The 26,982-nt window shown below is 64.9% G+C and carries 25 protein-coding genes; 12 read left to right on the top strand and 13 right to left on the bottom strand.

Annotation, left to right across the window (positions count from 1 at the left end):
* Positions 1-77: 77 nt before the first annotated feature.
* The 4 genes from XW59_RS25045 (at position 78) to XW59_RS25030 (ending at position 2,982) form a co-directional block, all read left to right on the top strand.
* Positions 78-917, top strand: coding sequence for an NAD(P)H-binding protein (locus XW59_RS25045; protein ID WP_246666206.1), 840 nt, complete (start codon positions 78-80; stop codon positions 915-917).
* Between the two features lie 3 nt (positions 918-920).
* A complete protein-coding gene (locus XW59_RS25040; protein ID WP_047148474.1) occupies positions 921-1,406 on the top strand; it encodes an anthrone oxygenase family protein in 486 nt (161 codons plus the stop codon).
* 169 nt (positions 1,407-1,575) lie between these two features.
* The gene (gene yihA / locus XW59_RS25035) at positions 1,576-2,232 is read left to right on the top strand and encodes a ribosome biogenesis GTP-binding protein YihA/YsxC (protein ID WP_047148475.1); all 657 of its coding nucleotides are present in this window, start codon (positions 1,576-1,578) and stop codon (positions 2,230-2,232) included.
* A gap of 177 nt (positions 2,233-2,409) precedes the next feature.
* On the top strand, positions 2,410-2,982 hold the full coding sequence (locus tag XW59_RS25030; RefSeq protein ID WP_136068490.1) for an NAD(P)H-dependent oxidoreductase: 573 nt from the start codon (positions 2,410-2,412) through the stop codon (positions 2,980-2,982).
* Between the two features lie 19 nt (positions 2,983-3,001).
* On the opposite strand, the gene XW59_RS25025 is transcribed toward XW59_RS25030, so the two are convergent.
* The 7 genes from XW59_RS25025 to XW59_RS24995 all read right to left on the bottom strand — a co-directional run bounded on the left by XW59_RS25025 (position 3,002) and on the right by XW59_RS24995 (position 10,462).
* Entirely contained in the window at positions 3,002-3,268 is a 267-nt protein-coding gene (locus XW59_RS25025; RefSeq protein ID WP_047148477.1) for a formate dehydrogenase subunit delta, read from the bottom strand.
* Positions 3,258-4,082, bottom strand: a complete 825-nt coding sequence (fdhD, locus tag XW59_RS25020; protein WP_047148478.1) for a formate dehydrogenase accessory sulfurtransferase FdhD — start codon at positions 4,080-4,082, stop codon at positions 3,258-3,260. The genes XW59_RS25025 and fdhD overlap by 11 nt, the downstream gene beginning before the upstream one ends.
* 241 nt (positions 4,083-4,323) lie before the next feature.
* Complete coding sequence (fdhF, locus tag XW59_RS25015) at positions 4,324-7,212, bottom strand: formate dehydrogenase subunit alpha (protein WP_047148479.1); 2,889 nt, start codon at positions 7,210-7,212, stop codon at positions 4,324-4,326.
* A gap of 10 nt (positions 7,213-7,222) precedes the next feature.
* The gene (locus tag XW59_RS25010; RefSeq protein ID WP_047148480.1) at positions 7,223-7,438 is read right to left on the bottom strand and encodes a DUF4287 domain-containing protein; all 216 of its coding nucleotides are present in this window, start codon (positions 7,436-7,438) and stop codon (positions 7,223-7,225) included.
* Positions 7,435-8,991 (bottom strand): NADH-quinone oxidoreductase subunit NuoF, encoded by a 1,557-nt coding sequence (locus XW59_RS25005; protein WP_137327098.1) that lies wholly within the window; start codon positions 8,989-8,991, stop codon positions 7,435-7,437. The genes XW59_RS25010 and XW59_RS25005 overlap by 4 nt, the downstream gene beginning before the upstream one ends.
* Positions 8,988-9,467, bottom strand: a complete 480-nt coding sequence (locus tag XW59_RS25000; protein ID WP_047148600.1) for a formate dehydrogenase subunit gamma — start codon at positions 9,465-9,467, stop codon at positions 8,988-8,990. The genes XW59_RS25005 and XW59_RS25000 overlap by 4 nt, the downstream gene beginning before the upstream one ends.
* Positions 9,468-9,562: 95 nt before the next feature.
* Positions 9,563-10,462 carry a LysR family transcriptional regulator gene (locus XW59_RS24995; protein WP_047148601.1) on the bottom strand — a complete coding sequence of 300 codons (900 nt, stop codon included), beginning with the start codon at positions 10,460-10,462 and terminating at the stop codon, positions 9,563-9,565.
* A gap of 213 nt (positions 10,463-10,675) precedes the next feature.
* Between XW59_RS24995 and XW59_RS24990 the strand changes: the two genes are divergently transcribed.
* Both XW59_RS24990 and paaG read left to right on the top strand, forming a co-directional pair.
* Positions 10,676-11,833, top strand: coding sequence for an Mrp/NBP35 family ATP-binding protein (locus XW59_RS24990; RefSeq protein WP_047148482.1), 1,158 nt, complete (start codon positions 10,676-10,678; stop codon positions 11,831-11,833).
* A 53-nt stretch (positions 11,834-11,886) separates the two neighbouring features.
* Positions 11,887-12,684, top strand: a complete 798-nt coding sequence (paaG, locus tag XW59_RS24985; RefSeq protein WP_047148483.1) for a 2-(1,2-epoxy-1,2-dihydrophenyl)acetyl-CoA isomerase PaaG — start codon at positions 11,887-11,889, stop codon at positions 12,682-12,684.
* Positions 12,685-12,699: 15 nt separating this feature from the next.
* Here paaG and XW59_RS24980 read toward each other — a convergent pair whose 3' ends face one another.
* On the bottom strand, positions 12,700-13,152 hold the full coding sequence (locus tag XW59_RS24980; protein ID WP_047148602.1) for a carbon monoxide dehydrogenase subunit G: 453 nt from the start codon (positions 13,150-13,152) through the stop codon (positions 12,700-12,702).
* A 167-nt stretch (positions 13,153-13,319) separates the two neighbouring features.
* Entirely contained in the window at positions 13,320-13,523 is a 204-nt protein-coding gene (locus tag XW59_RS24975; RefSeq protein ID WP_047148603.1) for a DUF1059 domain-containing protein, read from the bottom strand.
* A gap of 196 nt (positions 13,524-13,719) precedes the next feature.
* Between XW59_RS24975 and XW59_RS24970 the strand changes: the two genes are divergently transcribed.
* Positions 13,720-14,127 carry a hypothetical protein gene (locus tag XW59_RS24970; RefSeq protein ID WP_052958506.1) on the top strand — a complete coding sequence of 136 codons (408 nt, stop codon included), beginning with the start codon at positions 13,720-13,722 and terminating at the stop codon, positions 14,125-14,127.
* A gap of 3 nt (positions 14,128-14,130) precedes the next feature.
* On the opposite strand, the gene XW59_RS24965 is transcribed toward XW59_RS24970, so the two are convergent.
* A complete protein-coding gene (locus tag XW59_RS24965) occupies positions 14,131-15,699 on the bottom strand; it encodes a trimethylamine methyltransferase family protein (RefSeq protein WP_047148484.1) in 1,569 nt (522 codons plus the stop codon).
* Between the two features lie 230 nt (positions 15,700-15,929).
* Positions 15,930-17,426 carry a PLP-dependent aminotransferase family protein gene (locus tag XW59_RS24960; protein WP_047148485.1) on the bottom strand — a complete coding sequence of 499 codons (1,497 nt, stop codon included), beginning with the start codon at positions 17,424-17,426 and terminating at the stop codon, positions 15,930-15,932.
* Between the two features lie 215 nt (positions 17,427-17,641).
* Here XW59_RS24960 and pgi point away from each other — a divergent pair, with 215 nt between their 5' ends.
* Together pgi and XW59_RS24950 are read left to right on the top strand one after the other, a co-directional pair.
* Positions 17,642-19,288, top strand: a complete 1,647-nt coding sequence (pgi, locus tag XW59_RS24955; protein WP_047148486.1) for a glucose-6-phosphate isomerase — start codon at positions 17,642-17,644, stop codon at positions 19,286-19,288.
* Between the two features lie 5 nt (positions 19,289-19,293).
* Positions 19,294-20,010 carry an HAD family hydrolase gene (locus XW59_RS24950; RefSeq protein WP_137327097.1) on the top strand — a complete coding sequence of 239 codons (717 nt, stop codon included), beginning with the start codon at positions 19,294-19,296 and terminating at the stop codon, positions 20,008-20,010.
* A gap of 676 nt (positions 20,011-20,686) precedes the next feature.
* Here the strand turns inward: XW59_RS24950 and XW59_RS24945 are convergent.
* On the bottom strand, positions 20,687-22,459 hold the full coding sequence (locus tag XW59_RS24945; protein ID WP_246666205.1) for a long-chain-fatty-acid--CoA ligase: 1,773 nt from the start codon (positions 22,457-22,459) through the stop codon (positions 20,687-20,689).
* On the opposite strand from XW59_RS24945, the gene XW59_RS29715 reads away from it, so the two are divergent.
* Positions 22,458-23,231, top strand: a complete 774-nt coding sequence (locus tag XW59_RS29715) for a hypothetical protein (protein ID WP_246666204.1) — start codon at positions 22,458-22,460, stop codon at positions 23,229-23,231. The genes XW59_RS24945 and XW59_RS29715 overlap by 2 nt on opposite strands.
* 125 nt (positions 23,232-23,356) lie before the next feature.
* On the opposite strand, the gene XW59_RS24940 is transcribed toward XW59_RS29715, so the two are convergent.
* Positions 23,357-23,908, bottom strand: coding sequence for a DUF924 family protein (locus XW59_RS24940; RefSeq protein WP_047148488.1), 552 nt, complete (start codon positions 23,906-23,908; stop codon positions 23,357-23,359).
* Between the two features lie 376 nt (positions 23,909-24,284).
* Here XW59_RS24940 and XW59_RS24935 point away from each other — a divergent pair, with 376 nt between their 5' ends.
* Both XW59_RS24935 and XW59_RS24930 read left to right on the top strand, forming a co-directional pair.
* Positions 24,285-25,877, top strand: a complete 1,593-nt coding sequence (locus XW59_RS24935) for an ABC transporter substrate-binding protein (RefSeq protein WP_047148489.1) — start codon at positions 24,285-24,287, stop codon at positions 25,875-25,877.
* A gap of 93 nt (positions 25,878-25,970) precedes the next feature.
* Positions 25,971-26,975 (top strand): ABC transporter permease subunit, encoded by a 1,005-nt coding sequence (locus tag XW59_RS24930; RefSeq protein ID WP_047148490.1) that lies wholly within the window; start codon positions 25,971-25,973, stop codon positions 26,973-26,975.
* Positions 26,976-26,982: the final 7 nt, after the last annotated feature.

The following is a 26,982-nucleotide window of genomic DNA, read 5'->3' as shown; positions in this document are numbered from 1 at the left end:
TCACGCTTGACTTCGATAATATGAGGGTTTATCACGTTTTTGCAAACATGAGTAATCCTCATATTATGGAGGCTCCGATGAGCGGCATCAGTGCGAATGAACAGGCTCCGGTTCTCTTGATCGGCGGGCTGGGAAAGACGGGAAGCAGGGTGGCCGAGAGGCTGAAGGCGCGCAACGTTTCGGTCAGGCTCGGCTCGCGCTCGGCGCGCCCGGCCTTCGATTGGCTCGACCGTTCGACATGGGCGCCCGCGCTTGAAGGTGCCGATGCCGCCTATGTCACCTATTATCCCGACCTTGCCGTACCGGGTGCGGCGGACGCCGTCGGCGCCCTTGCCAAACTCGCGGTGGAGCACGGGCTGAGGAAGCTGGTTCTCCTTTCCGGCCGGGGCGAGCGGGAGGCGCAGGAGGCCGAGGCGGCGCTGGCACGCTCCGGTGGCGACTGGACGGTCGTGCGTGCCGCCTGGTTTGCGCAGAACTTCAGCGAGAATTTCTTCGTCGAGGGCATCGCGTCGGGCGAGGTGATCTTTCCGGCCGACGAGGTGAGGGAGCCCTTCGTCGACGCCGAGGACATCGCCGATATCGCGGCCGCGGCACTTACCGAGCCCGGACATGAAGGCCGGATCTACGAGGTGACGGGTCCACGCCTCATGCGCTTCGACGAAGCCATCGCCGAGATCGCCGAAGCGGCTGGGCGCAAGGTGCGGTACGTTCCGGTGAGCGTGGACGAATATCTCGCGGGCCTGCGCCAGGCCGGGCTACCGGAGGATCTCGTCGGTCTCCTCGGGATATTGACGCGCGAGGTTCTCGACGGCCGCAATTCCTATATCACCGAGGGCGTGCAGCAGGCGCTCGGCCGTCCGCCGCGCGACTTCCGTGACTATGCGGCGCGAACCGCCGCCTCCGGCGTCTGGGGCTGAGCCATGAGCACGCTCACCTCTGCGCTCGCCGTCGCCGCCGCGCTCGGCGCCGGCCTCATGGGCGGCTTCTTCTTCGCCTTCTCGAACACGGTGATGCCTTCACTCGGCAGGCTGCCCGCCGATGGAGCCGTCGCGGCCATGCAAGGCATCAACGTCGTGGTGCTCAATCCGCTCTTCTTCATGGCCTTCTTCGGCTCGGCCGCGCTCTGCCTCGTGCTCGGCGTGATCGCGTTGGTCAATCCGGCCTCGCCTGGCACGTGGTGGCTGCTTGCCGGCAGCCTGCTCTATCTCATAGGTGTCATCGGCGTGACGATGGCCTTCAACGTGCCGATGAACGAGGCGCTTGCGGCGGTCAGCGCCGACAGTACGGCGGCGGCGGCTCTGTGGGAGGACTACCTGACGCGCTGGACGATGTGGAACCATGTCCGCGCGATCGCAGGCCTGGTCGCGAGCGGCCTGTTCGTCGTCGCGCTTCTCCGCGCGGTCTAGGGAAGCCGGAAACGCCGGGCAAATACGGGCGGATCGGCGACGGTCCGCCCGTTCGTGCATCTTCATCGGCGCGGCATGCGCGTGTCGCCGGTTGACAAGCAGGCGCGGAACCTTGATTGCCTTGCCTTGACGCCGAAGATGGCGGTCCTGACGGCTTGAAAGGCGGCACATGGCGGACGAAAGATCGGGCAAGGCGGACGACCTGTTTTCTCGGCCCTGGATATTCATCCGCGGCGTGCCGGCAATGAAATTCCTTCCCCCCGAGGGACCGACGGAGATCGCGTTCGCCGGCCGCTCCAACGTCGGCAAGTCGTCGCTGATCAACGCGCTGGTCGGCCGAAAGGGGTTGGCGCGCACCTCCAACACACCCGGCCGCACCCAGGAGCTCAACTATTTCGTGCCGGACGGCTATTCGGGCGAGGCTGGCGACCTGCCGCCAATGGCGCTGGTCGACATGCCGGGCTACGGCTACGCCAAGGCGCCGAAGGAGCAGGTCGACGCCTGGACCAGGCTGGTCTTCGACTATCTCAAGGGCCGGGTGACGCTGAAGCGCGTCTATGTTTTGATCGATGCCCGCCACGGCATCAAGAAGAACGACGAGGCCGTGCTGGACCTGCTCGACAAGGCGGCCGTCTCCTACCAGATCGTTCTCACCAAGGCGGACAAGATCAAGGCGGCCGGCGTGCCGCGCCTCCTTGCCGAGACCGCGGAGAAGATCCGCAAGCGCCCTGCCGCCTTTCCCGGAATCATCGCCACCTCGTCGGAGAAGGGGGACGGCATGGAGGAACTGCGCGAGACGATCGCGCTGGCCGTTCGCGGCGGTTAGAGCCGTCCGGAGCTATTCCATCGACTTTTCGCGGCGCGTGCAGCCGCCTTTCCTTCCAGCAGCCGAGGCGGTGACGCCGGGGTAACCGGGTTACCTTTTGATGCCTTCTTGCGTGGTTCTCGCCACGCGGCTTTAAAGCCGTCTCCTCCCCAAGGAAAACAAGAAGGAATGTCGGAATTGACCCTGAAGCTCAACATCGTCATCAGCAGCACGCGCCCCGTCCGGGTCGGCCCAGCGCTCGCGGAATGGTTCCACGACTTCGCGCGGGCCCATGGCAGGTTCGAACCGGTGCTCGTCGACCTCGCAGATTTCAACCTGCCGGTATTCGACGAGCCGAAGCACCCGCGCCTGCGTCAGTACGAGCATGCCCACACGAAGAAGTGGAGCGAGAGCGTTTCGTCCGCCGACGCCTTCGTCTTCGTCATGCCGGAATACAATTACTTCGCCCCGCCATCCTTCGTGAACGCGCTCAACTATCTCGTCGCCGAATGGGCATACAAGACCGCGGGCATTCTTTCCTATGGCGGCGTTTCGGGCGGTTTGCGCGCGGCGCAGTCGGCCAAGCAGCTTCTTACGACGTTGCGCGTGATGCCGATCCCCGAAGGCGTGCCGGTCCCCATGGTCACCCAGCTCCTCGACGAGGAGGGCGTTTTCAAGCCCAATGACCTGATCGAGAACGGCGCGAGGACGATGCTCGACGAACTCCACCGCTGGGCGGCGGCGCTGAAGCCGCTGCGGTCGGAAGTCTAAAAGGGCGGGGGAAGCGTGGTCAGCGCTGTAAGGCGCTGATCCCCGCCGGCGGTTCGTCGGCGCCTTCCGGCGCGGCGGGCCGCCTTATCAGCGGGGCGGCCTCCCTCACCAGCTCGTGCAGGCCTTCCGCGTCGCCATCCAGCTTCGAAAACAGCTGCGAGCGCATGCGCGGTTCCCAGAACTTGTTGATGTGCTCGGCCACGCCCGCCACGCCTTCCTCGCGCGGCTTCGACTGGAAGAACGTCGCGATCTGGTTGGCCATGCGGATGATCTTGTCATGCGACATGCTTGCTTGCTCCCATCGTCACCCGCTCGGGACGGGTGAAGACATCGAAATCCTCGCCCCGCACCAGAGCCACCAGCGTCATGCCGGCTTCGTCCGCCGTCCTGATCGCGAGGGCGGTCGGCGCGGAGACGGCAATGATCACCGGCGCGCCGATCGCCGCCGTCTTCTGCACCATTTCCACCGAGACGCGTGACGTCACCACCACCGCGCCCGACGCGCCGGCTATCCCGGCCTTCGACAGCGCTCCGGCGAGCTTGTCGAGCGCGTTGTGACGGCCGACATCCTCGCGCGCGGCGACGATGCCCTCTCCGGGCTGGTAGAAACCGGCCGCGTGGACCGCGCCGGTCTCGGCATGCAGGGGCTGAACCTTCGACAGAAGCTTCACCGATTGCACGACGTCGTTCTCGGAAAGTGTAAGCTGCGACGCACCGATATGGTCGACAGAGCGCATCGCCTCCTCGATGGATTCGATGCCGCAAAGCCCGCAGCCCACCGGCCCGGCCAGCCGTCTGCGTCGTGCCTGGAAGCGCGTATTGGCCTTGTCCCTCAGCCGGATCTGGATGTCGATGCCGGCGCCATGGTCCTCGATCTCGATGGCCTCGATTTCTTCAGGCGAGCCGACGATGCCCTCGGTGAGCGAAAAGCCCAGCGCGAAATCCTCGAAGTCCGCCGGGCTCGCCATCATCACCGCATGCGTCGTGCCTGCATAGGACAGCGCGATCGGCGTTTCCTCCGGCACCATACGCGCTGCGGCGCTCGTGCCGGCGGCCCGTCGCGCGATGCGGACCGTGGAGTTGAGGGGAGGGCGCGTCATGACACGCGCTCCAAGACCGAGCCGCTCCTGATGACGTACGTCCTTCGAGGCTCCCCTTCGACAAGCTCAGGGTCGCACCTCAGGATGAGGTCTGTTGTGCATCGAGCCCACTGACGGTATCGAGCCCACTGTAGGTTAGGTGCAGTCAACCGACCTCCCTCATCCTGAGGTGCGAGCGGAGCGAGCCTCGAAGGACGCACCAAAGCACAACGATCGGATATCGAGGCATTCGATATCATCGCTACTCCGCCGCTTCCAGCCGCCGCGCGGCGATGCGTCTGCTCCTGCGCGCCTGTTCGTCGTAGTTGACCTGCCAATCGGAAGGTCCGTTGGATGGGGCGACCTGCACGGCGGTGACCTTGTATTCGGGGCAGTTCGTTGCCCAGTCCGAGAAGTCGGTGGTGACGACGTTGGCCTGCGTGTTGGGGTGGTGGAAGGTGGTGTAGATCACGCCCGGCGCCACCCTTTCGGTGATCAGCGCGCGTAGCGTCGTCTCGCCGGCGCGGCTTTGTATGCGCACCCAGTCGCCGTCGCGGATGCCCCGCTGCTCGGCGTCGTGCGGGTGGATCTCCAGCCGATCCTCGTCGTGCCAGATCACGTTCTCGGTGCGCCGCGTCTGCGCGCCGACATTGTATTGCGAGAGGATACGGCCGGTGGTCAAAAGCAGCGGGAAGCGCGGGCCGGTCTTTTCGTCGGTCGCGACATATTCGGTGCGGATGAACTTGCCCTTGCCGCGCACGAACCCGTCGACATGCATGATGGGGGTGCCCTCGGGCGCCTTTTCGTTGCAGGGCCATTGCACCGAGCCGACCTTGTCGAGCAGATCGTAGGTGACGCTGGCGAAGGAGGGCGTCGTCCGCGCGATCTCGTCCATGATCTCGGACGGATGGGCGTAGTTCCAGCCGATCCCCATCGCCTGGGCGAGCAGCTGCGTCACCTCCCAGTCGCCATAGCCGTTCTTGGGCGCCATCACCTTGCGCACGCGGTTGATGCGGCGCTCCGCATTGGTGAAGGTGCCGTCCTTCTCGAGGAAGGTCGAGCCCGGCAGGAAGACATGCGCGTAGTTGGCGGTCTCGTTGAGGAAGAGATCGTGCACCACCACGCACTCCATCGCGGCAAGACCGGCCGCGACGTGCTTGGTGTCGGGATCGGATTGCAGGATGTCCTCGCCCTGGATGTAGATGCCCTTGAACGAGCCCTCGACTGCGGCGTCGAGCATGTTGGGGATGCGCAGGCCCGGCTCGTTGTCGAGTTTCACGCCCCACAGGCTCTCGTAGATGTCGCGGACCGCGTCGCCCGAGATGTGGCGGTAGCCCGGCAGCTCGTGGGGGAAGGAGCCCATGTCGCAGGAACCCTGCACGTTGTTCTGGCCGCGCAGCGGATTCACGCCGACGCCCGGCCGGCCGATATTGCCGGTGAGCATGGCGAGGTTGGCGATCGCCATCACCGTCGTCGAGCCCTGGCTGTGCTCGGTCACGCCGAGGCCGTAATAGATCGCGCCGTTGCCGCCCGTCGCATAGAGCCGCGCCGCTTCGCGGATCGCGTCCGCCGGAACGCCGGAAAGCTTCTCCACGGCTTCGGGGCTGTGATGCTCCTCGGCGACGAAGGCGGCATAGTCCTCGAACTCCGACCAGTCGCAGCGCTCGCGTATGAAGGCTTCGTCAAACAGGCCTTCGGTGACGATGACGTGCGCGAGCGAGGTGATGACGGCGACGTTGGTGCCCGGCAGCAGCGGCAGGTGATGCGTCGCCTTGGCATGGACGGAATCCACGGTCTCCGTGACACGCGGATCGAGCACGATCAGCTTGGCGCCCTGGCGGATGCGCTTCTTCATGCGCGAGGCGAAAACCGGATGCGCCGCGGAAGGATTGGCGCCGATCACCATGATCACGTCGGTGTGCTCGACGGAATCGAAATCCTGCGTTCCGGCCGACGTGCCGAAGGTCTGGCCGAGGCCGTAACCCGTGGGCGAATGGCAGACGCGTGCGCAGGTGTCGACATTGTTGTTGCCGAAGCCCTGGCGCACGAGCTTCTGGACGAGGTAGGTCTCCTCGTTGGTGCAGCGGGACGAGGTGATGCCGCCGACGGCGCCCTTGCCATACTGGTACTGGATGCGGCGGAATTCGGAGGCGATGTGCGCGAACGCTTCCTCCCAGCTCACCTCGCGCCACGGATCGGTGATCTTCTCGCGGATCATCGGATTGAGGATGCGGTCCTTGTGCGTCGCGTAGCCCCAGGCGAAACGGCCTTTCACGCAGGAATGTCCGCGATTGGCCTTGCCGTCCTTGTAGGGCACCATGCGCACGAGCTCGTCGCCACGCATCTCGGCCTTGAACGAGCAGCCGACGCCGCAATAGGCGCAGGTCGTGACGACGGAATGCTCCGCCTGGCCGATTTCGATGACCGACTTCTCCGTCAGCGTCGCGGTCGGGCAGGCCTGCACGCAGGCGCCGCAGGAGACGCATTCGGAATCGATGAAGGGCTGATGCATGCCCGGCGATACCCGGCTTTCGAAGCCGCGTCCCTCGATCGTCAGCGCGAAGGTGCCCTGCACCTCCTCGCACGCACGCACGCAGCGCGAGCAGACGATGCATTTCGACGGATCATAGGTGAAATAGGGATTGGATTCGTCCTTCGGCATCCAGCGGAAATTCTCGCCGCCGTCGGACCGGTCCTTGGCGAAGACGTGGTTGTCGCCGTCATAGCCGTAGCGTACGTCGCGCAGGCCGACCACGCCGGCCATGTCCTGCAGCTCGCAATCGCCATTGGCCGCGCAGGTCAGGCAGTCGAGCGGATGGTCGGAAATATAGAGCTCCATCACGCCCTTGCGGATATCCTTTAGGCGCGAGGTCTGCGTCTTCACCACCATGCCCGGCGCCACCGGCGTGGTGCAGGAGGACGGTGTGCCGGCGCGGCCTTCGATCTCGACCAGGCAGAGCCGGCACGAGCCGAAGGCGTCGACCATGTCGGTGGCGCAGAGCTTCGGGATCTTGATGCCTGCCTCCATCGAGGCGCGCATGATCGAGGTGCCTTCCGGCACCGTGACCTCGAAGCCGTCGACGGTGAGCGTCACCTGCTTTTCCGCTTTCGAGGCGGGCGTGCCATAGTCGATTTCGTGGATGAGACCCATGGGAATGCTCCTAGCGGTCCTTGCTCTCGGCGAGGGTATGCGCGACGAGCGCGTTTGCATGGCCGTGGCCGAGCCCGTGCTCGCTCTTCAGCCAGTTGACGATTTCCATATGCTTGGCGCCGATCCGGTCGCGAATGAGCGTCTTCCAGTGCTCGATCGGCTGACCGTAGGTCTTTTCGATCGACGGGAAGTAGGAGGCTGGTCCCTTGACCTTGTTGTCGCTCATTCCGCGGCCTCCGCCATTGCTTTCGGTGTAAAATCCTGCGGGAAATGCCGGATCGCGCTCATCACCGGATAGGGGGTGAAGCCGCCGAGCGCGCACAACGATCCGAATTTCATCGTGTTGCAGAGGTCGCTGACCAGGGCGAGGTTCTTCTCCGGTTCGACCCCGGCCGCGACCTTGTCGAGCGTCTCCACGCCCCGGGTCGAGCCGATACGGCAGGGCGTGCACTTGCCGCAGCTTTCGATGGCGCAGAATTCCATGGCGAAGCGCGCCTGCTTGAGCATGTCGGCGGTGTCGTCGAAGATGGTGATGCCGGCATGGCCGATCAGCCCGTCCTTCGCCGTGAAGGCTTCGTAGTCGAAGGGCGTGTCGAAGAGCGACGGCGGGAAATAGGCGCCGAGCGGACCGCCGACCTGCACCGCCTTGACCGGGCGGCCGGTGACCGTGCCGCCGCCGATCTCCTCGACGATCTCACCGAGCGTGAGGCCGAAAGCCGCCTCGAACAGCCCGCCATGCTTGGCATTGCCGGCGATCTGGATCGGAATCGTGCCGCGCGAGCGGCCCATGCCGAAATCCTTGTAGAATTCGGCGCCCCTGTCGAGAATGATCGGCACGGAGGCGAGCGAGATGACATTGTTGATGACCGTCGGCTTGCCAAACAGTCCCTGGATCGCCGGCAGCGGCGGCTTCGCGCGCACCACGCCGCGCTTGCCTTCGAGACTGTTGAGCAGCGAGGTTTCCTCGCCGCAGACATAGGCGCCGGCGCCGACGCGGATTTCCATATCGAATGCATTGGGCGAGCCGAGCACGTTGACGCCGAGCACGCCCGCTTCCCGTGCCACCTCCACGGCCTTCCGCATCGTCGCGATCGCATGCGGATATTCCGAGCGTATATAGACGAAACCCTTCGTCGCGCCGGTCGCGATACCGGCGATCGCCATGCCTTCGACCAGCACGAAGGGATCGCCCTCCATGATCATCCGGTCGGCGAAGGTTGCCGAGTCGCCCTCATCCGCGTTGCAGACGATGTATTTGCGCTCGGCGGCGGTATCGAGAACCGTCTTCCATTTGATGCCGGTCGGGAAACCCGCGCCGCCGCGCCCGCGCAATCCCGATTCCGTAACGGTCGTGACGATGTCGAGCGGAGCCATCGCCACCGCCCTCCGCAGCCCCGCCAGCCCGCCATGGGCTTCGTAGTCCTCCAGCGAGAGCGGATCGGTGATGCCGCAGCGCGCGAAGGTGAGGCGGGTCTGTTTGGCGAGGAATGGGATCTTTTCCGGATCGCCGAGCGATAGGGGATGTTCTCTCCCTTCCATGAAACCGGCATCGAACAGTGAGGCAACGTCCTTGGCCGCGACCGGGCCGTAGGCGGCGCGCCCGGCCTCCGTCGCAACTTCCACCATCGGCTCCAGCCAATAGAGGCCGCGCGAGCCGTTGCGGACGATCGACGCTTCCAGCCCTCGCGCCTCGATCTCGCGCGCAACGGCCTTGGCAACCTTCTCGGCGCCGAGCGCCAGCGCGCCGGAATCGCGGGGAATGTAGATCGTGACCGTCATGAGCGTACCTCCTGAACGATCTCGTCGATCTTGCCGGCGTCGAGCCTGCCGATCACCTCGCCATCCAGCATGGCCGCCGGCGCGCAGGCGCAAAGGCCGAGGCAATAGACCGGCTCAAGCGTGACCGAGCCGTCCTTCGCCGTCTCGTGGAAGCCGATGCCCAGTGCCCGACTGATCTGGGTGGCAATCGCGTCGCCGCCCATCGACTGGCAGGCCTCCGCCCGGCACACCTTCAGAACGTGCCGGCCGGCAGGTTGGTTGCGATAGTCATGGTAGAACGTGACGACGCCGTGCACCTCGGCATTGGAAATGTTCAGCGCTTCGGCGATCACCGGCAGTGCTTCCGGCGGCACGCAGCCGAATTCTTCCTGCAATTCGTGGAGGATGGGCAGAAGGGGGCCTTCCAGATCCTTCAGCCCGTCGACGACCTGAGCGGTCCGGAACGCGATATCGGTACTTGCGTGCTGCATCGTCATGCAGCGGCCCTCCCTGAATTCTTCGTATTCAGGGAAGGAAAACATAGCGATTTCAAGGGATCAATAGAGCAGTTTCGTTGCTCGATAGAAGATTTCTATCGAAATGTGCCGAGTTCGGCGGCAAGAAAACGCGCCTCGTGCAGCAATGCGGAGACGAGCGGCGTATGCGGTTCGCGATAGGCGGCGACGAGACCGACGAGATGGCTGGCGTCGGGTTCGATTATCGGGATCGCGCGGATCGGCTCGGAAAAGCCGAACGTCTCGGCAAGGTTGAGCGGCATGATCGACGACCACTTGCCGGTGCGGATATGCGAGAAGAGGACGATCATGGAGTTCGATTCCAGCGTCGGGCGGGCCGCCGTGCCGGCTTCTTCCAGATGCTGGTTGATGATCCGGCGGTTCTGCATGTCGGGCGTCAGCAGGCAGAGCGGCAGCGAGGCGACTTCCTTCCAACTCACCGACTTGCGCTCGGAATAGGTGTTTCCGGCCGCGGTAATGAGCTGGTAGCGCTCCGAATAGAGCGGCACCGTCGCCACGCGCCCCAGCGGCTCGTTGTCGAGATAGGTGATGCCCGCGTCGATCTCGAAATTCTCGAGCAAGGTCAGCACCTCGATCGAGGTGCGGGAGAGGATCGAGAAGGTGACCCCCGGGTGCTTCTCGCGGAACGGCGTGGTGAGGCGCGGCGTCATGGCGAGCGCGGTCGGGATCGCCGCGAGCCGCACATGGCCGGCGAGCCCGTGCCGCGCCGCGCGCATCTCCTCGCGCATGGTGCGTGTATCGCCGACGATGCGGCGCGCCCATTCGAGCACGCGGCTGCCCTCCGGCGTCAGGCCCTGGAAGCGCGAGCCGCGCTGTACCAGCATGACGCCGAGCGTGTCCTCGAGCTGCTTGATGCCGGCCGAGAGCGTCGGCTGCGTGACGCCGCATTCCTCGGCGGCGCGGCCGAAATGCTGCTCGCGCGCGAGTGCCAGGAAGAATTCGAGCTTGTCTATCATTTTGCCGCGGCGCGCTTTGGATGATCCTATCCCGACATTCGGGGAAATCGGCCGGTGAAGCAAGCATTCGCCCATCCCGGGTGCCGGCGCGCGGCAAAATCGACTGGTCGCCTTCGCGGTCGCTTGCGGGCGGAGGCGGGCGCGTTCACGAACGCTTGGTTCGAACGGCGAATTGCACTATCTCAGTTTCAGCGAACGAACAGAAGAAGCGCCATGTCCGTCACGAAAGAAACTGTCATCGACAAGTTGAAGACGATCAAGGGCCCCGATTTCGAGGGCGACATCGTCTCCCTTGGCCTCGTCTCGGATATCTTCATCGCCAGCAACAAGGTGTTCTTCTCGATCACCGTGCCGGCGGCGCGCGCCCAGGAGCTGGAGCCGCTGCGGGCGGCGGCGGAGCGCGCCGTCAGGTCGATGCCAGGGGTCGAGGGCGCCGTGGTCGCGCTGACCGCGGAAAAGAAGGGCGGCGGCATGGAGGCAGCACCTCCGCCGCGCCCCGCTGCACCGAAGCCGCAGCCAAGGCCTGCGCCACAGGCACCCGCCTCCCGCAGCCAGGGCAAACGCGGCGTGCCGGGGATCAAGTCGATCATCGCCATCGCTTCCGGCAAGGGCGGAGTGGGCAAGTCCACCACCGCGGTCAATCTCGCGCTCGGCCTTGCCGCGAACGGCCTGAAGGTCGGCATTCTCGACGCCGACATCTACGGTCCCTCCATGCCGCGGCTCCTGAATATCCACGGCCGGCCCGGCACCGCCGACGGCAAGGTGCTGATCCCGATGGAGAATTACGGCGTCAAGGTCATGTCCATGGGCTTCCTCGTCGACGAGGAGACGCCGATGATCTGGCGCGGGCCGATGGTCATGTCGGCGCTGACGCAGATGCTGCGCGAGGTGCAGTGGGGAGAGCTCGACGTCCTCGTCGTCGACATGCCGCCAGGTACCGGCGACGCGCAGCTCACCATGGCGCAGCAGGTGCCGCTCGCCGGCGCGGTCATCGTCTCCACCCCGCAGGACCTCGCCCTGATCGACGCCCGCAAGGGGCTGAACATGTTCAAGAAGGTCGACGTGCCGCTGCTCGGCATCGTCGAGAACATGAGCTATTTCCTCGCGCCCGACACCGGCAAGCGTTACGACATTTTCGGCCATGGCGGCGCCAGGCGCGAGGCGGAACGGCTGGGCGTCGCCTTCCTGGGCGAGGTGCCGCTGACGATGAACATTCGCGAAACCTCGGATGCCGGCACACCGGTGGTCGTGGCCGAGCCGGACGGGCCGCAGGCCAAGGTCTATCGCGAGATCGCGGCGCGCGCGTGGGAAAGGTTGCGGGAGGAATCCTCTGCCTCCGAGGCGGCCACGCCGGCGATCATCTTCGAGTAAGTTCCAGATCACAGCAGCCTGGGCCGGGCGCGCCGGCGGGGAGGAGAAAAACATTGAACGACGTCGTCATCCATGAACGCCGCGACGGCTATCACGTCATCACCTTGAACCGGCCCGACCGGCTGAACGCCTTCAACGAGGTGCAGCATCATGCGCTCCGGACAGCGCTGGAGGAATGCGAGGCAAGCGGCGAATGCCGGGCGGTCCTGCTTACGGGCGCGGGCAGGGGGTTTTGCGCGGGGCAGGACCTTGCCGACCGCGACCCCGCCATGCTGGGCGAGGCGCCCGATCTCGGCAGGACGCTGGAGAATTTCTACAATCCGCTGGTACGCAAGCTGCGCGCCATGGAAAAGCCGGTGATCTGCGCCGTCAACGGCGTGGCGGCGGGCGCCGGCGCCAACATCGCTCTTGCCTGCGACATCGTCCTGGCGGCGAAGTCCGCGAGGTTCATCCAGGCCTTCTCCAAGATCGGCCTGATCCCGGATGCGGGCGGCACCTATTGGCTGACCAGGCATCTGGGCGAGGCTCGCGCCAAGGCGCTGGCGCTGACCGCCCATCCGCTTTCGGCCGAGGACGCCGCCGCCTGGGGCCTGATCTGGAAGGCCGTGGACGACGACAAGCTGATGGAGGAGGCGGTCGCGCTGGCCGAAGGCTTCGCCAAGGGGCCGACCCATGCCTATGCGCTGACGAAGAAGGCGATCCAGGCGGCGTCGGTCAATTCGCTCGACGAGCAGCTCGACGTCGAGCGGGCGTTGCAGCGCGAGGCCGGCCGTTCGGACGACTACAAGGAAGGGGTTTCGGCCTTCCTGCAGAAGCGGCCGCCGGTCTTCACCGGCCGCAAGAGCGGTTAGTGGAAGGCGCCGGCCTCAGCTTCCGCTGACCTTTTCGTTGAAGGCGGAAAAGAACTGGCCGGCGAGCTTCTTCGAGGTCGAGGTGATGAGGCGGCTGCCGAGCTGGGCGATCTTGCCGCCGACATCTGCCTTCGCCTCGTAGGTGAGGACCGTCACGTCCGCGCCGTCCTCCTTCAGCGTCACGTCGGCGCCGCCCTTGGCGAAGCCGGCGATGCCGCCCTTGCCTTCGCCCTGGATCGTATAGGAGTGCGGCGGCTTGAGGTTCTTGAGCTCGACCTCGCCGTTGAACTTGGCCTTGATCGGGCCGATCTTGAGGGTCACGATCGCCGCCAGTTCGGTGTCGGAATTTTTCTCCAGGCTCTCGCAGCCGGGAATGCATTCCTTGAGAATGTCGGGATCGTTGAGCGCGGCCCAGACCTTTCCGATCGGCGCCTCGATGCGTTCCTCGCCCTCGATGATCATCGCCATGAATATCGCCTCCTCCGATTGGTCCGCTAGGAAGTAACCCAGCCGCGACGCCTTGTCCACGAGACGAAGGTCGTTGGCAGATCGCGTCGCGGCTGCAAACATCTGGACGAGCCGCATGCGGCTTCCAGGGCGCGCCGCACGCGGTCCGGAGAAATTCGGCGATGGCGCTATGCCACCGTCGGAGGCGGAGTTCCCTCGTGTATCGCCTTCTGGATTTCTGCGCGGAATTCAGGCGTGTCATGTTCCCCATGGACCGACACGGCATGTTGGATGGCGGCTTCGATCAGTTCGTCGTCGCTGTCGGCCGATATGGCGACCGTGCACCGCATGTCGCTCGGGAATTCACGGCAGTCTATATATTTGCGTGCCATTCTTTCCTCCCGATGTGAAGGCGCCCATGGAGGGCGCGGATCGAGGATAAACCCGCCACGGAGCGCCGACAAATCACATAGCGAATCGATCGAGGCGGGTCGGAAAACCACCGCGCGGCCTGCTTACGCCGACATTGCGAATTGCCTATGCCGGTTCGCATGCTTACCTAGGCGCAGGAGAAAGGCAGGAAGCCGCATGACCAGACGACGCTCAGCTCTCGGCCTTTTCGGCAGGTTCGGCCGCTCGGGCGACTTGCGCCAGCTCGACGAGGCGCTCAAACGCGTCGATCTTCATCCGGCGCTGGTGCCCGAGGGCGCCAAGCTCACCATCGTCAATCTCATGAAGGATCACGCAGGCGAGGACGAGCCGCCGCCCCATGCCTATGCCGGGGTGGCCGAGATCTTCGGCTATTGCGTGTTGGGGCCCGACGCATTCGGCCGTGTCAACGGCGAGAGTGCCGTCCGGGCGGCGGAGGAAAGGGTCGAGCAGGCGCTCGAGGCCGAGGAGAGTTTCGATGCCCAGCTCGTCCTCTTGGCGCTCCACGCCAGGCTGATCAGTCCGCGCGTGGTCGAACTCTTCGGCCTGAGTGCCGAGGAAGACTGAGCTTCAAAGCCCCATCGCTTTTCTCGGCAGTTGAATGTTGGGAAAACGCGCCCGCAGCGCGTCGTCGGTGGCCTTGGAAACGTGGCGGGGGAAGTGGTTCGCCAGGATGCGCCTCTTCTCCGCGACGGCGCGGCCGAGCATGTCGGGCTTGCCCTGCTCCGCCCATTCCTTGGAGCCGAGGCGGTCCGCGATCGCGGGGTGGAAATAGTCCGTCTTCATGAGCCGGACCGTCTGGTCGTGGCCGATATAGTGGCCGGGTCCGTTCAGGCAGGTCTCCGCCATGACATCCAGCGAAAGCGACGTGTCGGAAACCTCGATGCCGCGCACGCAACGCAGGCACTCACCGATCGTGTCGTTGTCGATGATCAGGCTTTCGAGACAGAAGCCTTGCAGCGAGGCGTGCATCCCGGCCGATTCGTAGACGAGATTGAGCCCGGAAAGGCCGGCCATCACGTTGGTGACGCCCTTCTCGTAGCCGGACTGGATATCGGGCAGCTTGGCGTCGGACATGCCTGCCGCCGATCCTCCCGGCAGGTCGTAAAACTGCGCCATCTGCGCGCAGGCGGCCGTCAGCAGCGCCTGTTCGCCCGAGCCGCCGGCCATCGTGCCGGTGCGCGGGTCGCAGACGAAGGGCCAGGCGCCGAGGATGCAGGGATGCCCCGGCCTGATGGCGTTGACATAGACGAGGCCGGCAAGCACCTCGGCCACCGCCTGCACCACCGCGCCGGCCATCGCCGCGGGCGCCGTGGTGCCGGCCTGCCCCGTGGAAAGGAGCAGGATCGGAATGCCGCCTTGCACGCAGGCCTCCAGCACGCCGCAGGCGTCCTCGGCGAACTTCATCGGCGAGACGACGAAGCTGTTGGAGTTGGAGACGAAGGGCCGGGCGCGAAAGTTCTCCTCGCCGCCGGCGATCGTGTAGAGCATCTCCAGCGCGGGGGCGACGTTCTCGCGCACGGTGAAGGAGGTGCCGACATGTTTCGTGGTACCCGTCACGCAGGCATAGAGCGTGTTGAGGTCGAGGTCGGCCGGGTCGACCATGTCGCGCGCCACCATTGGCCGCTGGAAGAAATGGATATTGTCCATGAGATCGACGAGGCGCGCGGCGTCGTAGATATCCTGGAGCCGGGATTCGCGATACTCGCCTTTCTCCGCGTCGACCAGATGGACCGCCGCGCCGGCGGTGCCGTAGTGCACGCGGGTGCCCTGCAGGCGCATGTCGTGCCTGGGGTCCTGTCCGTGAAGCGTGAAGTCGCGCGCCGCCTTGCGGACCGTCTCCATCACCAGCGCGCGCGGAAACCGGACCCTGCCGTCGTCGCCGAAGATCGCGCCCGCGCGGATCAGCGCGTCGAGGCAACTCGGGATGGCGTTGGCGAAGCCGATGTTTTCGAGCACGCTCAGCACGGCCTCGTGGACGCGCTCGATGTCGTTTGGCGAAAGCGGCTTGTAGCTTCCGCCTTCCAGTCCGGCACGCACTGGTCCGACATCGCTCCCGGATGGCGGTTCCCGGCGCGCTTCGGTTCTTTTCGAGCGGGACGAACCAGCGGGATGGTTCTCGTTCATGGCAACCGACATGCGCGCGCTCCTCGGCGGATTGCGGTGCCGCTCAGGAGCCGCCGCCTTCGAAGAGGCGGCCGCTCGTGCACGGGTACCGAATATGAAACGACGCTCGGGAGCGGGCTTGTGCCAACCGTTCGCCTGCGCATGAGCCACATCGGCACGGGGGCGCGCGATCTGCCGGGCACGCCCCTTCCTCTCCGGTTTGTGAAAGGAGAAGGAGGACGAAAGCGGCGGGCCGGCAGGGGTCAGGCGGCCGCGGGGCGCCGTCCGGCCGCGGTGGCGAGCTCGCGAATGCCCGGCTCGATATGCTGCAGGGCGATCGACGAGATGCCCAGCCGCAGGAAGCGGCTGTTGCGCTCCGGCTGGTCGAAGAAGCGCGCGCCCGGCTCGATGAGCACGCTGCGCGCCGCCGCCGCCTCGGCCAATGCCTTGCCATTGGTGCCCGGCGGGCCTTCGAGCCATACCGAGGTTCCGCCCGGCGTTTCGTTCAGTCGCCATTCCGGCAGGAATGCGTTGATTGCCTGGCCGAGCCGCTTGCGCCGCTCGGAGAAGGCGGTGGAGAGCCTGCGCACCAGCGCCTCGTGGTGGCCGAGCGAAAGGAACAGCGCGACGGCGCGCTGATTGTTGGCCGGCGGATGGCGCAGCATGAAGCGGCGCAACGCGCGCAGCTCGGCGATGAGGCCGGCCGAGGCGACGATATAGCCGAGCCGCAGGCCCGGCGCGAGCGTCTTCGACATGGAGCCGACATAGATGACGCGCCCCGAGCGGTCGACGCTGCGCAGCGCCTGTTGCGGCGCTTCGTCCATGAGCTGGCTGTCGTAGCCGTCCTCGATGATCAGGCGGTCGTAGCGCTCGGCGTCCTGCAGCAGGCGCTGACGCCGCGCCTCGCTGAGCGGCACCATGGTCGGACAATGGTGGTTGGGCGTGACGAAGACGAAGCCGGCATTCTGGGGTATCGCCGAAACGTCGATGCCGTCCTTGTCGACCGGTACGGGCGTTACCTCCGCGCCGGCGAGGCGGAAGATCGAGCGCGCGTCAGGATAGCCGGGATCCTCCATCGCCACCTGCGAACCCTTGGTCATGAGCAGGGTAGCGAGCATGTAGAGCGCGTTCTGTGCCCCGAGCGTGACGATGATCTCGTCGGGATTGGCGAAGATGCCGCGCCTGGGCAGGAGCCTCGCCTGGATCTGCTCGATCAACAACGGATCGTCGCGGTCGACCATGTCGGCCGCCCAGTCGCGGATTTCCAGCACCGCCAGCGCCATGCGGTTGCACTCGCGCCACTCGGCCGTGGGAAACAGCGCCGGGTCGAACTGGCCGTAGACGAACGGGTAGGAGGACTTGATCCAGTTCTCCTGCTTGGTCGGCTCGGGCATGTCGGAAGCCGCGATCTGTCGGCGCGCCTTCCAGTCGATCGACGAGGCCGGACCGCGCACGCCGTCCTGCTGGATGCGGCTGGGCGTCGCCAGAACCTCCGGATTGACGAAATGGCCGCGCCTCTCCTTCGCGATCAAAAACCCCTGATCGACCAATTGCTGGAAGGCGAGAACGACGGTTCCGCGCGCGACGCCGAGCTTCTCGGCGAGGATGCGGCAGGACGGCAGCGGCATCGACGCTGCGATCTGCCGATCCAGAATCGCGGCGACGATGGCCTGCCTGATCTGGGCCTGAAGGGTCTGGCCCGATTCGGCGGAGATCCGGAACAATCCGGACCAGATGGCGGGGTCGGTTCGCGTAGGCATGCCTTGTTCCTCGTGCACAAGAAAAGCCCGTGGCTGGCTCAGCCCATTCAAGTCTGGTCCAATGATTTGCGCCAATGAAATATTTTGATCATACCAATTTGTGCCAGTGATCGATCCGCCTTGGTCCATTTGCGGCTTGAACGACCACCCGCCCCGGGCGTAAAACGCCGAGCGCCTGTCGGCAGGCGCCGGCCCTCTCATTCCAGGAGCGAACCTTGGACACGCAGAGCTTTTCCTCCGCACTCAACGCGCTGAAGAATCACCACGCGGCGTCCCGTCCGTTCGACATGCGCGTCGCTTTCGCGCAGGACCCCGACCGATTCGACAGCTTCTCGCTCCGACACGACGACCTGCTTTTCGATTTCTCCAAATGCGCGGTAACGGCGGAAACGCTGGCGCTGCTGCAGGCGCTTGCAAATGCCGCGGGCGTGGAGGCGCGGCGCGCGGCCATGTTTTTCGGCGAGCGCATCAACGCGACCGAGGGCAGGGCGGTGCTGCATGTGGCTCTGCGTGATTGCTCCGATCGCGAGATCCTGGTCGACGGCGAGAACGTGTCCGGCGAGGTGCGTGCCGTGCTCGACGCGATGGGCACCTTCGCCGACGGCTTGCGCAGCGGCGCGATCGTCGGCGCGACCGGCAGGAAGATCACCGACATCGTCAATATCGGCATTGGCGGTTCCGACCTCGGGCCGGCGATGGCGACGCTGGCGCTCGCACCCTACCATGACGGCCCGCGCGCGCATTTCGTCTCCAACGTCGATGGCGCACACATCGCCGACACGCTTGCGCCACTCGACCCCGAGACCACCTTCTTCATCGTCGCCTCCAAGACCTTCACCACGATCGAGACAATGACCAATGCCGCGACCGCGCGGCGCTGGGTGGAGGAGAAGCTTGGAGCGGCGGCGGTGGGCTCGCATTTCGCCGCCGTCTCCACCGCGCTCGACAAGGTCGCGGATTTCGGCATTCCCGCGGACCGTATCTTCGGTTTCTGGGACTGGGTGGGCGGACGTTATTCGCTCTGGTCGGCGATCGGTCTGCCGATCATGATCGCAATCGGCCCGGAAAGGTTCGGCGAATTCCTCGCCGGCGCGCACGAGATGGACCGCCATTTCGAGACAGCGCCGCTGCAGGAGAACATCCCCGCGATGATGGGCCTCATCGGTTACTGGCATCGTGTCGTCTGCGATTATCCCGCCCGCGCCGTGATCCCCTACGACCAGCGCCTCGCGCGCCTGCCGGCCTATCTGCAGCAGCTCGACATGGAATCGAACGGCAAGCGCGTGACGATCGACGGCTCGCCCGTCGCAACACCGACCGGTCCGCTCGTCTGGGGTGAGCCGGGCACCAACGGCCAGCACGCCTTCTTCCAGCTTCTTCACCAGGGCACCGACGTCATTCCGGTCGAGTTCCTGATCGCGGCGGAAGGCCACGAGCCCGGGCTTCGCCAGCATCACGACCTGCTCATCGCCAATTGCCTGGCCCAGTCGGAAGCGCTGATGAAGGGCCGCACGCTGGAGGAGGCGCGCGCCCAGATGCTGGCGAAGGGCATGGCCGCCGACGAGGTCGAGCGCATCGCACCGCACCGCGTCTTCCCGGGCAACCGGTCTTCGGTGACGCTGCTCTATCGCAAGCTCGATCCGGCAACCCTTGGCCGCCTCATCGCGCTCTACGAGCATCGGGTCTTCGTCGAGGCGCAGCTTTTCGGCATCAACGCCTTCGACCAATGGGGCGTCGAGCTCGGCAAGGAACTGGCGACCGGCCTGCTTCCGATCGTGGAGGGCAGGGAGGAACCTGCCGGCCGCGACGGCTCGACGGCGGGCCTCGTGCGCCACATGCGCCAGTTGCGCCGGCCGGAGTAGATTGCTTGGCCGACATCAAGGGAATTCTGTTCGACAAGGACGGCACGCTTGTCGATTTCCATGCCACATGGTTCGCGGTGGGCGACGTTCTGGCGCTGGAGGCGGCGACGGGAGACCGCGAAAGGGCGAATGGCCTGATGGACATGGCCGGCTTCGACTTCATCGAGCATCGCTTCCGTCCCGATTCCGTTTTCGCGGCCGGCACCAATGCCGATATCGTCGGCCTCTGGTACCCGCGCCTGACGGGTGACGCCCGACAGGCTATGGTCGACGCCTTCGACCGGTTCGCGGTCGAGAACGGCGCGGCCAGGTCGGTTGCCCTGCCGGGCTGCCACGAGGCGATCGAGGCGCTGCACGCCGCCGGCCTGCGGCTCGGCGTCGCCACCAACGATTCCACCAGCGGCGCCGAAAGGACGCTGGTCGCGCTCGGCATCGCGCAGATGTTCGACGCCGCCTATGGCTACGACGCGGTGGCCAATCCGAAGCCGGCGCCCGACACGATCCATGCCTTCTGCGATTTCACCGGGCTCAGGCCCTCGCAGCTCGCCATGGTCGGCGACAACCGCCACGACCTCGAAATGGCGCGCGCAGGCGGCGTCGGGCTCGCGGTCGGCGTGCTTTCCGGCACCGGCACGCGCCAGACGCTCTCGCCGCTTGCCGATGTCGTGCTCGATTCGATCGTCGACCTGCCGGGGCTTCTGGCGGAGCGCAAGGCGAGCTAGGCAGATCAGGATAATGCGTCCTTCGAGGCTCGCTGCGCTCACACCTCAGGATGAGGGAGGTCGTGGATCGTCTCCTTCCGGTGGGCTCGACAGAAGATCGGCTGATGTTCGGATGCGTGCCGTCTTGGGACGAGGCCGTCAGGACTCGGGCACTTCCCGCGGTGTTCCCATCGAGCCCACCGGGAGGAAGGTCGATCCACGACCTCCCTGACCCCGAGGTGTGGGTGAGCCCCACGGGCGAGGCGGTTAAGGTTTGAGTCCGCCCCCGGTGTTCGTCGAGCCCCCAAGGAGGAAGGTCGATCCACGGCCTCCCTGACCCCGAGGTGCGGCGAGCCTCAAGACAGGACGGTTAAGGTTTGAGTCCGTCCCTTGGTGTTCCATCGAGCCCACCGGGAGGAAGGTCGATCCACGACCTTCCTGATCCGAGGTGCGGGTGAGCCTCACGGGCGAGGCGGTTAAGGTTTGAGTCCGCCCCCGGTGTTCGTCGAGTCCCCAAGGAGGAAGGTCGATCCACGACCTCCCTGACCCCGAGGTGCGGGTGAGCCCCACGGGCGAGGCGGTTAAGGTTTGAGTCCGCCCCCGGTGTTCGTCGAGCCCCCAAGGAGGAAGGTCGATCCACGACCTCCCTCATCCTGAGGTGCGAGCGCAGCGAGCCTCGAAGGACGCACCACCCGCGTCAGCGCAGCTCCCGCCTCAATATCTTGCCGACATTCGTCTTCGGCAGCTCGGCGCGGAACTCGATCTCCTTCGGCCGCTTGTAGGCGGTGAGCTTGTCCTTGCAGAAATCGAGGATGTCCTGCGCCGTCAGGTTCGGGTCTTTCTTGACGATGAACAGTTTCGGCACCTCGCCGGACTTCTCGTTCGCCACGCCGACGGCCGCCACCTCCAGCACGCCGGGATGCAGCGCGACCACCTCCTCGATCTCGTTCGGATAGACGTTGAAGCCGGAGACGAGGATCATGTCCTTCTTGCGGTCGACGACCTTGATGTAGCCGCGCTCGTCCATGAAGCCCATGTCGCCCGATTTGAAGTAGCCGTCCTTGGTCATCGCCTTGGCGGTTTCGTCGGGACGGTTCCAGTAGCCGGCCATGACCTGCGGGCCGCGTATCCAGAGCTCGCCGACCTCGCCGAGCGGCAGCTCCTTGCCGTCGTCGTTGCGGATCGAGATCTCGGTGGACGGGATCGGCAGGCCGATCGTGCCGGAGAACTCGTCCGCGTCGAAGCGGTTGGTGGTGGCGACGGGAGCGGTTTCGGACAGGCCGTAGCCTTCCGAGATGATCCCGCCGGTCAGCTTCTGCCAGCGGTCCGCCACCCCCTTCTGCACCGCCATGCCGCCGCCGAAGGTCAGGAGCAGCGGCTTGAAGTCGAGCTTCCTGAAATCCTCGTTGTTGAGCAGCGCGTTGAACAGCGTGTTGAGGCCCGGGAACACGTTGAAGGGATACTTCTGCAATTCCTTGACGAAGGCCGGGATGTCGCGCGGGTTCACGATGAGGATGTTCTGCGCGCCCTGCTGGATGCCCATGAGCGCGTTCACCGTCAGCGCGTAGATATGGTAGAGCGGCAGCGCGCAGACATAGATGAGATGCGCCGGCTTCGGCTTCTTGGCGTAGGCGCTTTCCACCCACAGCGCGTTCTGCGCGACGTTGGCGAGCACGTTGCGGTGAAGCAGGATCGCGCCCTTGGAAATGCCGGTCGTGCCGCCCGTATATTGCAGGAAGGCGATATCGTCGCCGCTGACGTCCACCTTCTTGAATGCCCTGGTGCGGCCGGCGTTGAGGGCGTCGTTGAACTTGACGTGCCCCGGCAGCGACCAGTTCGGCACCATCTTCTTCACGCGCCGCACGACGAAATTGACGATCGCGCCCTTGAGCGTGCCGAGCATGTCGCCCATGGAGGCGACGACGACGTGCTTGACCTGCGTGTTCTTCACCACCGTCTCGAGCGTCTTCGCGAAGTTCTCCAGGATGACAATGGCTTCCGCTCCCGAATCCTTGAGCTGGTGCTCGAGTTCGCGCGGCGTGTAGAGCGGGTTGACGTTGACGATCGTGTAGCCGCCGCGCAGGACGGCCATCATCGCGACGGGATATTGCAGCACGTTCGGCATCATCAGCGCGATGCGCGTACCCTTCGCGATGCCCTTCGACTGGAAATAGGCGGCGAGATGCGCCGATTGCGCTTCGAGCTCGGCGAAGGTGAGCGTCTTGCCCATGCAGGTGAAGGCGGGCCGCGAGGCGAACGTCTTGCAGGCTTTCACCATCATGTCGCCCAGCGAGGCGTCCTCGATCGGAGCGATCTCGGCTGCGATGCCCGGCGGATAGCTGGCGATCCACGGCTTGTCGCCGACTTTCGCTTTGGATTTCGCCTGGGCCTGTTTGACGGGCGAGGCGGTTGCCGCTTTCTTGGCGGCCGGTGTCTTCGACTTGGCCGGCTTCGCCTTCGCGACGGTCATGGTCTTCGTCGCCTCCTTGGCTGGGGCCTTGTTGGCTGGGGCCTTGGCGGCGGCAGATTTGGCGGTGGCAGGCTTGCCGGCTGCGGACTTGGTGGCCTTTGCAGGCTTGGCCGGCTTCGCCACCTCGCTTACGGCGGCGGAGGAAACGAGGCCCACCGCTGCCGCCGGCGTGGATTTTGCCGCACGCGGCCTGGCGGATTTCGCCTTCGCGGATGCAGGCTTTGCGGCGGATTTCGCCTTCGAAGCGGGTTTCGCGGCGGCCGGTCCCGTCGCCGCCTTGGAGGCTGCCTTGGCTGCCGCCGTCTTGGAAGCGGCGGGCTTTGCGGGCTTCTCCGCCTTTGCTTTCGTGGACGCGGCCTTCCTGGTCGCTGCGGTCGCGGGCTTCCGCGCCACGGAGGTGGTCTTGGCGGTCGAAGCCCTGGCGGCGCGCTTGGCAGCCGGCTTTGCCGTCGCTTCCGCCTTCGGCGCCGGCGTCTTCTTCGCGGGTTGGGCCGCCGCCGCGGGCTTCTCCGCGGACGCCTTCTTCACGGAAGCGGCCTTCGCCGGCTTCGCCGCGTCGGCTTTCGCGGGAGATGTCTTGCCTGCCGTTTTCCTTGCCGCGGCGGTCGCTTTCTTCTTTTCGCCCTCCGCCTTCACTTTTGCCGTGGACGGCTTCTTCTCCGCCGGTTTGGTCGAAGCGGATTTCATCGATGCTTTGGCCAAGTCTTTCCCTCCTCGTTTCCCGATCCGCCGAGCGTTGCCTTTATGGGTATCTTTGGCGGCGGATCGATAAGTCATGCGCCCGTTGGGCTAAATCTGACGATCTATCTATCTATGGCGACAACGAAGGCGCGTGCAAGCCTTACCTTGACGTAAAAAGCCGTTGCCGCTCGCAGAGCACTGCTTCTTCACCCTCGCCTACTGCCCGTAGCCGTCGTGACCTTTCAGAAAGTCGATCTCGTCCTGGGTGCTGTCGCGGCCGAGCGCGCGGTTACGGTGGGGGAAGCGGCCGAACCGCGCGACGATGTCGCGATGCTCCACCGCGTATTTGAGCCCTTCCTCGTTGGCGAGCGTCTTGAAGAGATCGACGCAGCGTTCCTGGTCGGCCGTCACCTCCGAATGCATGAAGGGCATGTAGAGGAACTGCTTCTGCTCGGGCGTCAACCCGCTGTCGAACTCGGCATCGACGGCCCGGCGCGCGACGCCGGCCGCCATGTCGTCGGTGGCGAAGGCGGCGGCCGACCTGCGGAACATGTTGCGGGGAAACTGGTCGAAGACGATGACCGCGGCAAGCGCCGTGCGCGGATCGTCGATCGCCTCGACGTCGATCTCCGATTTCAGCCTTTCATAGAGCGGGCCGAACCGGTCGCGGATCCTGTCGTCGAGATCGCCCTTGCCCGAATACCAGTCCTCCGGCGTCAGTTCGACGAACCAGAATTCCAGCACTTCGTCGACCCAATTCTTTTCCATTCCATCCCTCCTTTCACGGGGTGCGCGCATGCCGGTTTCTCCCGCCGCGCTTGTACATCGTTCACCATCAACATGGGGCCGTCTCGTCGTCTCCGCAATCCGGATGCACAGGGCATGTGAGAGGCCGATGCCTGTGGATGGAAATTTCATGCGCGCCCGGTCGACCGCCCCTCGGCGTAAAACGCGCAATGTTTGAAAAGGAAACCGAAGTCAGTGTTGAAAATTATTACCCATAAGGCGCGCGTTGTTGGAACATTATGCTGCTTACGATAGGGAAATCAAACTAGTAGTTCCCTAAGCTTCTGAACTTTGCTTATATGCGCGCTTCTAAGGTCCGCCTCAAGCGAGACCAATAAACCTGCAGGGAGTGACTTAAATGAGAAAGACAACGTTCGCGGCTGCGCTCGTGGCGGCGACCATGCTGACTGGCGCGGCGAGCGCGAAGACATTCGTCTACTGCTCGGAAGGTTCGCCGGAAGGCTTCGATCCGTCGCTCTACACGGCCGGCACGACTTTCGATGCCGCCGCCCACACCGTCTACAACCGTCTGCTCGAGTTCAAGCCGGGCACGACCGAGACGGAACCCGGTCTCGCCGAAAGCTGGGAGATTTCCGACGACGGCATGGAGTACACCTTCAAGCTGCGCCCGGGCGTCAAGTTTCACACCACGGACTATTTCACGCCGACCCGTGAGCTCAACGCCGACGACGTGGTCTTCTCCTTCGAACGCCAGTTGAAGGCCGACAATCCGTGGCACCAGTATGTCGCGGGCGCCGCCTGGGAATACTTCAACGGCATGGGCTTCCCCGATCTCATCAAGTCGATCGAGAAGGTCGACGACATGACCGTCAAATTCGTGCTGAACCAGAAGGAAGCGCCGTTCCTCGCCAATCTGGCCATGCCCTTCGCGTCGATCATGTCCAAGGAATACGCCGACAAGCTCGAAGCCGACGGCAACATGGTCCAGCTCAACCAGCAGCCGCTGGGCACCGGCCCGTTCACCTTCGTCGCCTACCAGCAGGACGCCGTAATCCGCTACAAGTCCAATCAGGACTATTGGGGCGGCGCGCAGAAGATCGACGATCTGGTTTTCGCGATCACGCCCGACGCCTCGGTGCGCTTCCAGAAGCTGAAGGCCGGCGAATGTCACCTGATGCCGTTCCCGAACGCGGCCGACGTCGAGGCGATGAAGGCGGATTCCAACCTCAAGGTGATGGAGCAGGAAGGCCTGAACGTTGCCTATCTCGCCTACAACACCACGCAGGCGCCGTTCGACAAGCCCGAGGTGCGCAAGGCGCTCAACATGGCGATCAACAAGCAGGCGATCGTGGATGCCGTGTTCCAGGGGGCTGCGACGCCCGCCAAGAACCCGATCCCGCCGACGATGTGGTCGTATAACGAGAGCATCGAGGACGACAAATACGATCCGGAAGCCGCCAAGAAGATGCTCGAGGAAGCCGGTGTCTCCGGCCTTTCGATGAAGGTCTGGGCGATGCCCGTGTCGCGCCCCTACATGCTCAACGCGCGCCGCGCGGCGGAGCTGATCCAGTCGGACTTCTCCCAGATCGGCGTCAATGTCGAGATCGTGTCCTACGAATGGGCCGAATATCTCGACCGCTCGAAGGAGAAGGATCGCGACGGTGCCGTCATCCTCGGCTGGACCGGCGACAACGGCGATCCGGACAACTTCCTCCATACCCTGCTCGGTTGCGCCGCCGTGGGCGGCAACAATCGCGCGCAGTGGTGCAACGAGGAGTTCGACAAGCTCGTCAACACCGCCAAGACCGAGACCGACCAGGCCGAGCGCACCAAGCTCTATGAAGAGGCGCAGGTCGTCTTCAAGCGCGAGGCCCCGTGGGCGACGCTCGACCACTCCTTGTCGATCGTGCCGATGCGCAAGGAGGTCGAGGGCTTCGTCCAGAGCCCGCTCGGCGACTTCGCTTTCGACGGCGTCGACCTAGTGGAATAAGCTCGTGTCGAGCTGAAATTGGAGCGCGCCGGGAAACCGGCGCGCTTCGTTTGCAATTGGGGCTGGAGCAACGCCTCGAAGATTGGAAGCACCATGTTTCGCTTCATACTCGGAAGACTTGCCGTTCTGATCCCGACCTTCATCGGGGTATCCATCATCGCCTTCGCGTTCATCCGCGTCCTGCCTGGCGACCCCGTCATGCTGATGTCGGGCGAAAGAGTGATGGCGCCGGAGCGGTACGAGCAGCTTACGAAGATGCTCGGCTACGACCGGCCGCTGCCGGTGCAATATTTCGATTATCTCACCGGCGTCCTGCAGGGAGATTTCGGCAATTCGATCGTCACCAGGCGGCCGGTCGCGCAGGAATTCCTGACGCTGTTCCCGGCGACGCTGGAACTGTCGATCTGCGCGATCATATTCGCCATGCTCATCGGCCTGCCGGCGGGCGTCATCGCCGCCATCAAGCGCGGCTCGTTCTTCGACCAATCGATCATGGGCGTCTCGCTCGTCGGCTATTCCATGCCGATCTTCTGGTGGGGCCTGCTGCTGATTATTCTGTTTTCAGGCGTGCTCGGCTGGACGCCGGTGTCGGGACGAATATCGCTGATGTACTTCTTCCCGCCGGTCACGGGCTTCATGCTCATCGACTCGCTGCTTTCCGGCCAGGCCGGCGCTTTCAAGTCGGCGGTCAGCCATCTGATCCTGCCGACGATCGTGCTCGGCACGATCCCGCTCGCCGTCATCGCGCGCCAGACGCGCTCGGCGATGCTGGAGGTGCTCGGCGAGGACTACGTGCGCACCGCCCGCGCCAAGGGGCTTTCGCCCTTCCGGGTGATCGGCGTGCACGCGCTGCGCAACGCGATGATCCCCGTGATCACCACCATCGGCCTGCAGATCGGCGTGCTGATGGCCGGCGCGATCCTGACGGAGACGATCTTCTCCTGGCCGGGCATCGGCAAATGGATGGTCGATTCCGTGTTCAGGCGCGACTATCCGGTCATTCAGGGCGGACTGCTCATCATCGCCGGCATCATCATGCTGGTGAACCTCGCCGTCGACCTGCTCTACGGCCTCATCAACCCGCGCATCAGGCATTGAGGAGGAC

The organism is Aquamicrobium sp. LC103, assembly GCF_001014615.2.
Taxonomy (GTDB): Bacteria; Pseudomonadota; Alphaproteobacteria; order Rhizobiales; family Rhizobiaceae; genus LBCQ02.
Note: the sequence above shows the minus strand (reverse complement) of the source record. Positions and strands in the feature narration are given on the sequence as shown.

Coding starts and splice junctions, on each gene's coding strand:
- XW59_RS24945 (WP_246666205.1), bottom strand. CDS start 22,459: ATGACCGTCGCGAAGGCGAAGCCGGCCAAGTCGAAGACACCGGCCGCC.
- XW59_RS29715 (WP_246666204.1), top strand. CDS start 22,458: ATGGTCTTCGTCGCCTCCTTGGCTGGGGCCTTGTTGGCTGGGGCCTTG.
- XW59_RS25025 (WP_047148477.1), bottom strand. CDS start 3,268: ATGTCGCATGACAAGATCATCCGCATGGCCAACCAGATCGCGACGTTC.
- XW59_RS24960 (WP_047148485.1), bottom strand. CDS start 17,426: ATGCCTACGCGAACCGACCCCGCCATCTGGTCCGGATTGTTCCGGATC.
- XW59_RS25010 (WP_047148480.1), bottom strand. CDS start 7,438: ATGAGCGACAACAAGGTCAAGGGACCAGCCTCCTACTTCCCGTCGATC.
- XW59_RS25045 (WP_246666206.1), top strand. CDS start 78: ATGAGCGGCATCAGTGCGAATGAACAGGCTCCGGTTCTCTTGATCGGC.
- fdhF (WP_047148479.1), bottom strand. CDS start 7,212: ATGGGTCTCATCCACGAAATCGACTATGGCACGCCCGCCTCGAAAGCG.
- XW59_RS24965 (WP_047148484.1), bottom strand. CDS start 15,699: ATGTCGGTTGCCATGAACGAGAACCATCCCGCTGGTTCGTCCCGCTCG.
- XW59_RS24970 (WP_052958506.1), top strand. CDS start 13,720: ATGACCAGACGACGCTCAGCTCTCGGCCTTTTCGGCAGGTTCGGCCGC.
- XW59_RS25040 (WP_047148474.1), top strand. CDS start 921: ATGAGCACGCTCACCTCTGCGCTCGCCGTCGCCGCCGCGCTCGGCGCC.
- yihA (WP_047148475.1), top strand. CDS start 1,576: ATGGCGGACGAAAGATCGGGCAAGGCGGACGACCTGTTTTCTCGGCCC.
- XW59_RS24990 (WP_047148482.1), top strand. CDS start 10,676: ATGTCCGTCACGAAAGAAACTGTCATCGACAAGTTGAAGACGATCAAG.
- XW59_RS24930 (WP_047148490.1), top strand. CDS start 25,971: ATGTTTCGCTTCATACTCGGAAGACTTGCCGTTCTGATCCCGACCTTC.
- XW59_RS25000 (WP_047148600.1), bottom strand. CDS start 9,467: ATGACGATGCAGCACGCAAGTACCGATATCGCGTTCCGGACCGCTCAG.
- XW59_RS24940 (WP_047148488.1), bottom strand. CDS start 23,908: ATGGAAAAGAATTGGGTCGACGAAGTGCTGGAATTCTGGTTCGTCGAA.
- fdhD (WP_047148478.1), bottom strand. CDS start 4,082: ATGACGCGCCCTCCCCTCAACTCCACGGTCCGCATCGCGCGACGGGCC.
- XW59_RS24935 (WP_047148489.1), top strand. CDS start 24,285: ATGAGAAAGACAACGTTCGCGGCTGCGCTCGTGGCGGCGACCATGCTG.
- XW59_RS24975 (WP_047148603.1), bottom strand. CDS start 13,523: ATGGCACGCAAATATATAGACTGCCGTGAATTCCCGAGCGACATGCGG.
- XW59_RS24995 (WP_047148601.1), bottom strand. CDS start 10,462: ATGATAGACAAGCTCGAATTCTTCCTGGCACTCGCGCGCGAGCAGCAT.
- XW59_RS24980 (WP_047148602.1), bottom strand. CDS start 13,152: ATGGCGATGATCATCGAGGGCGAGGAACGCATCGAGGCGCCGATCGGA.
- XW59_RS25005 (WP_137327098.1), bottom strand. CDS start 8,991: ATGACGGTCACGATCTACATTCCCCGCGATTCCGGCGCGCTGGCGCTC.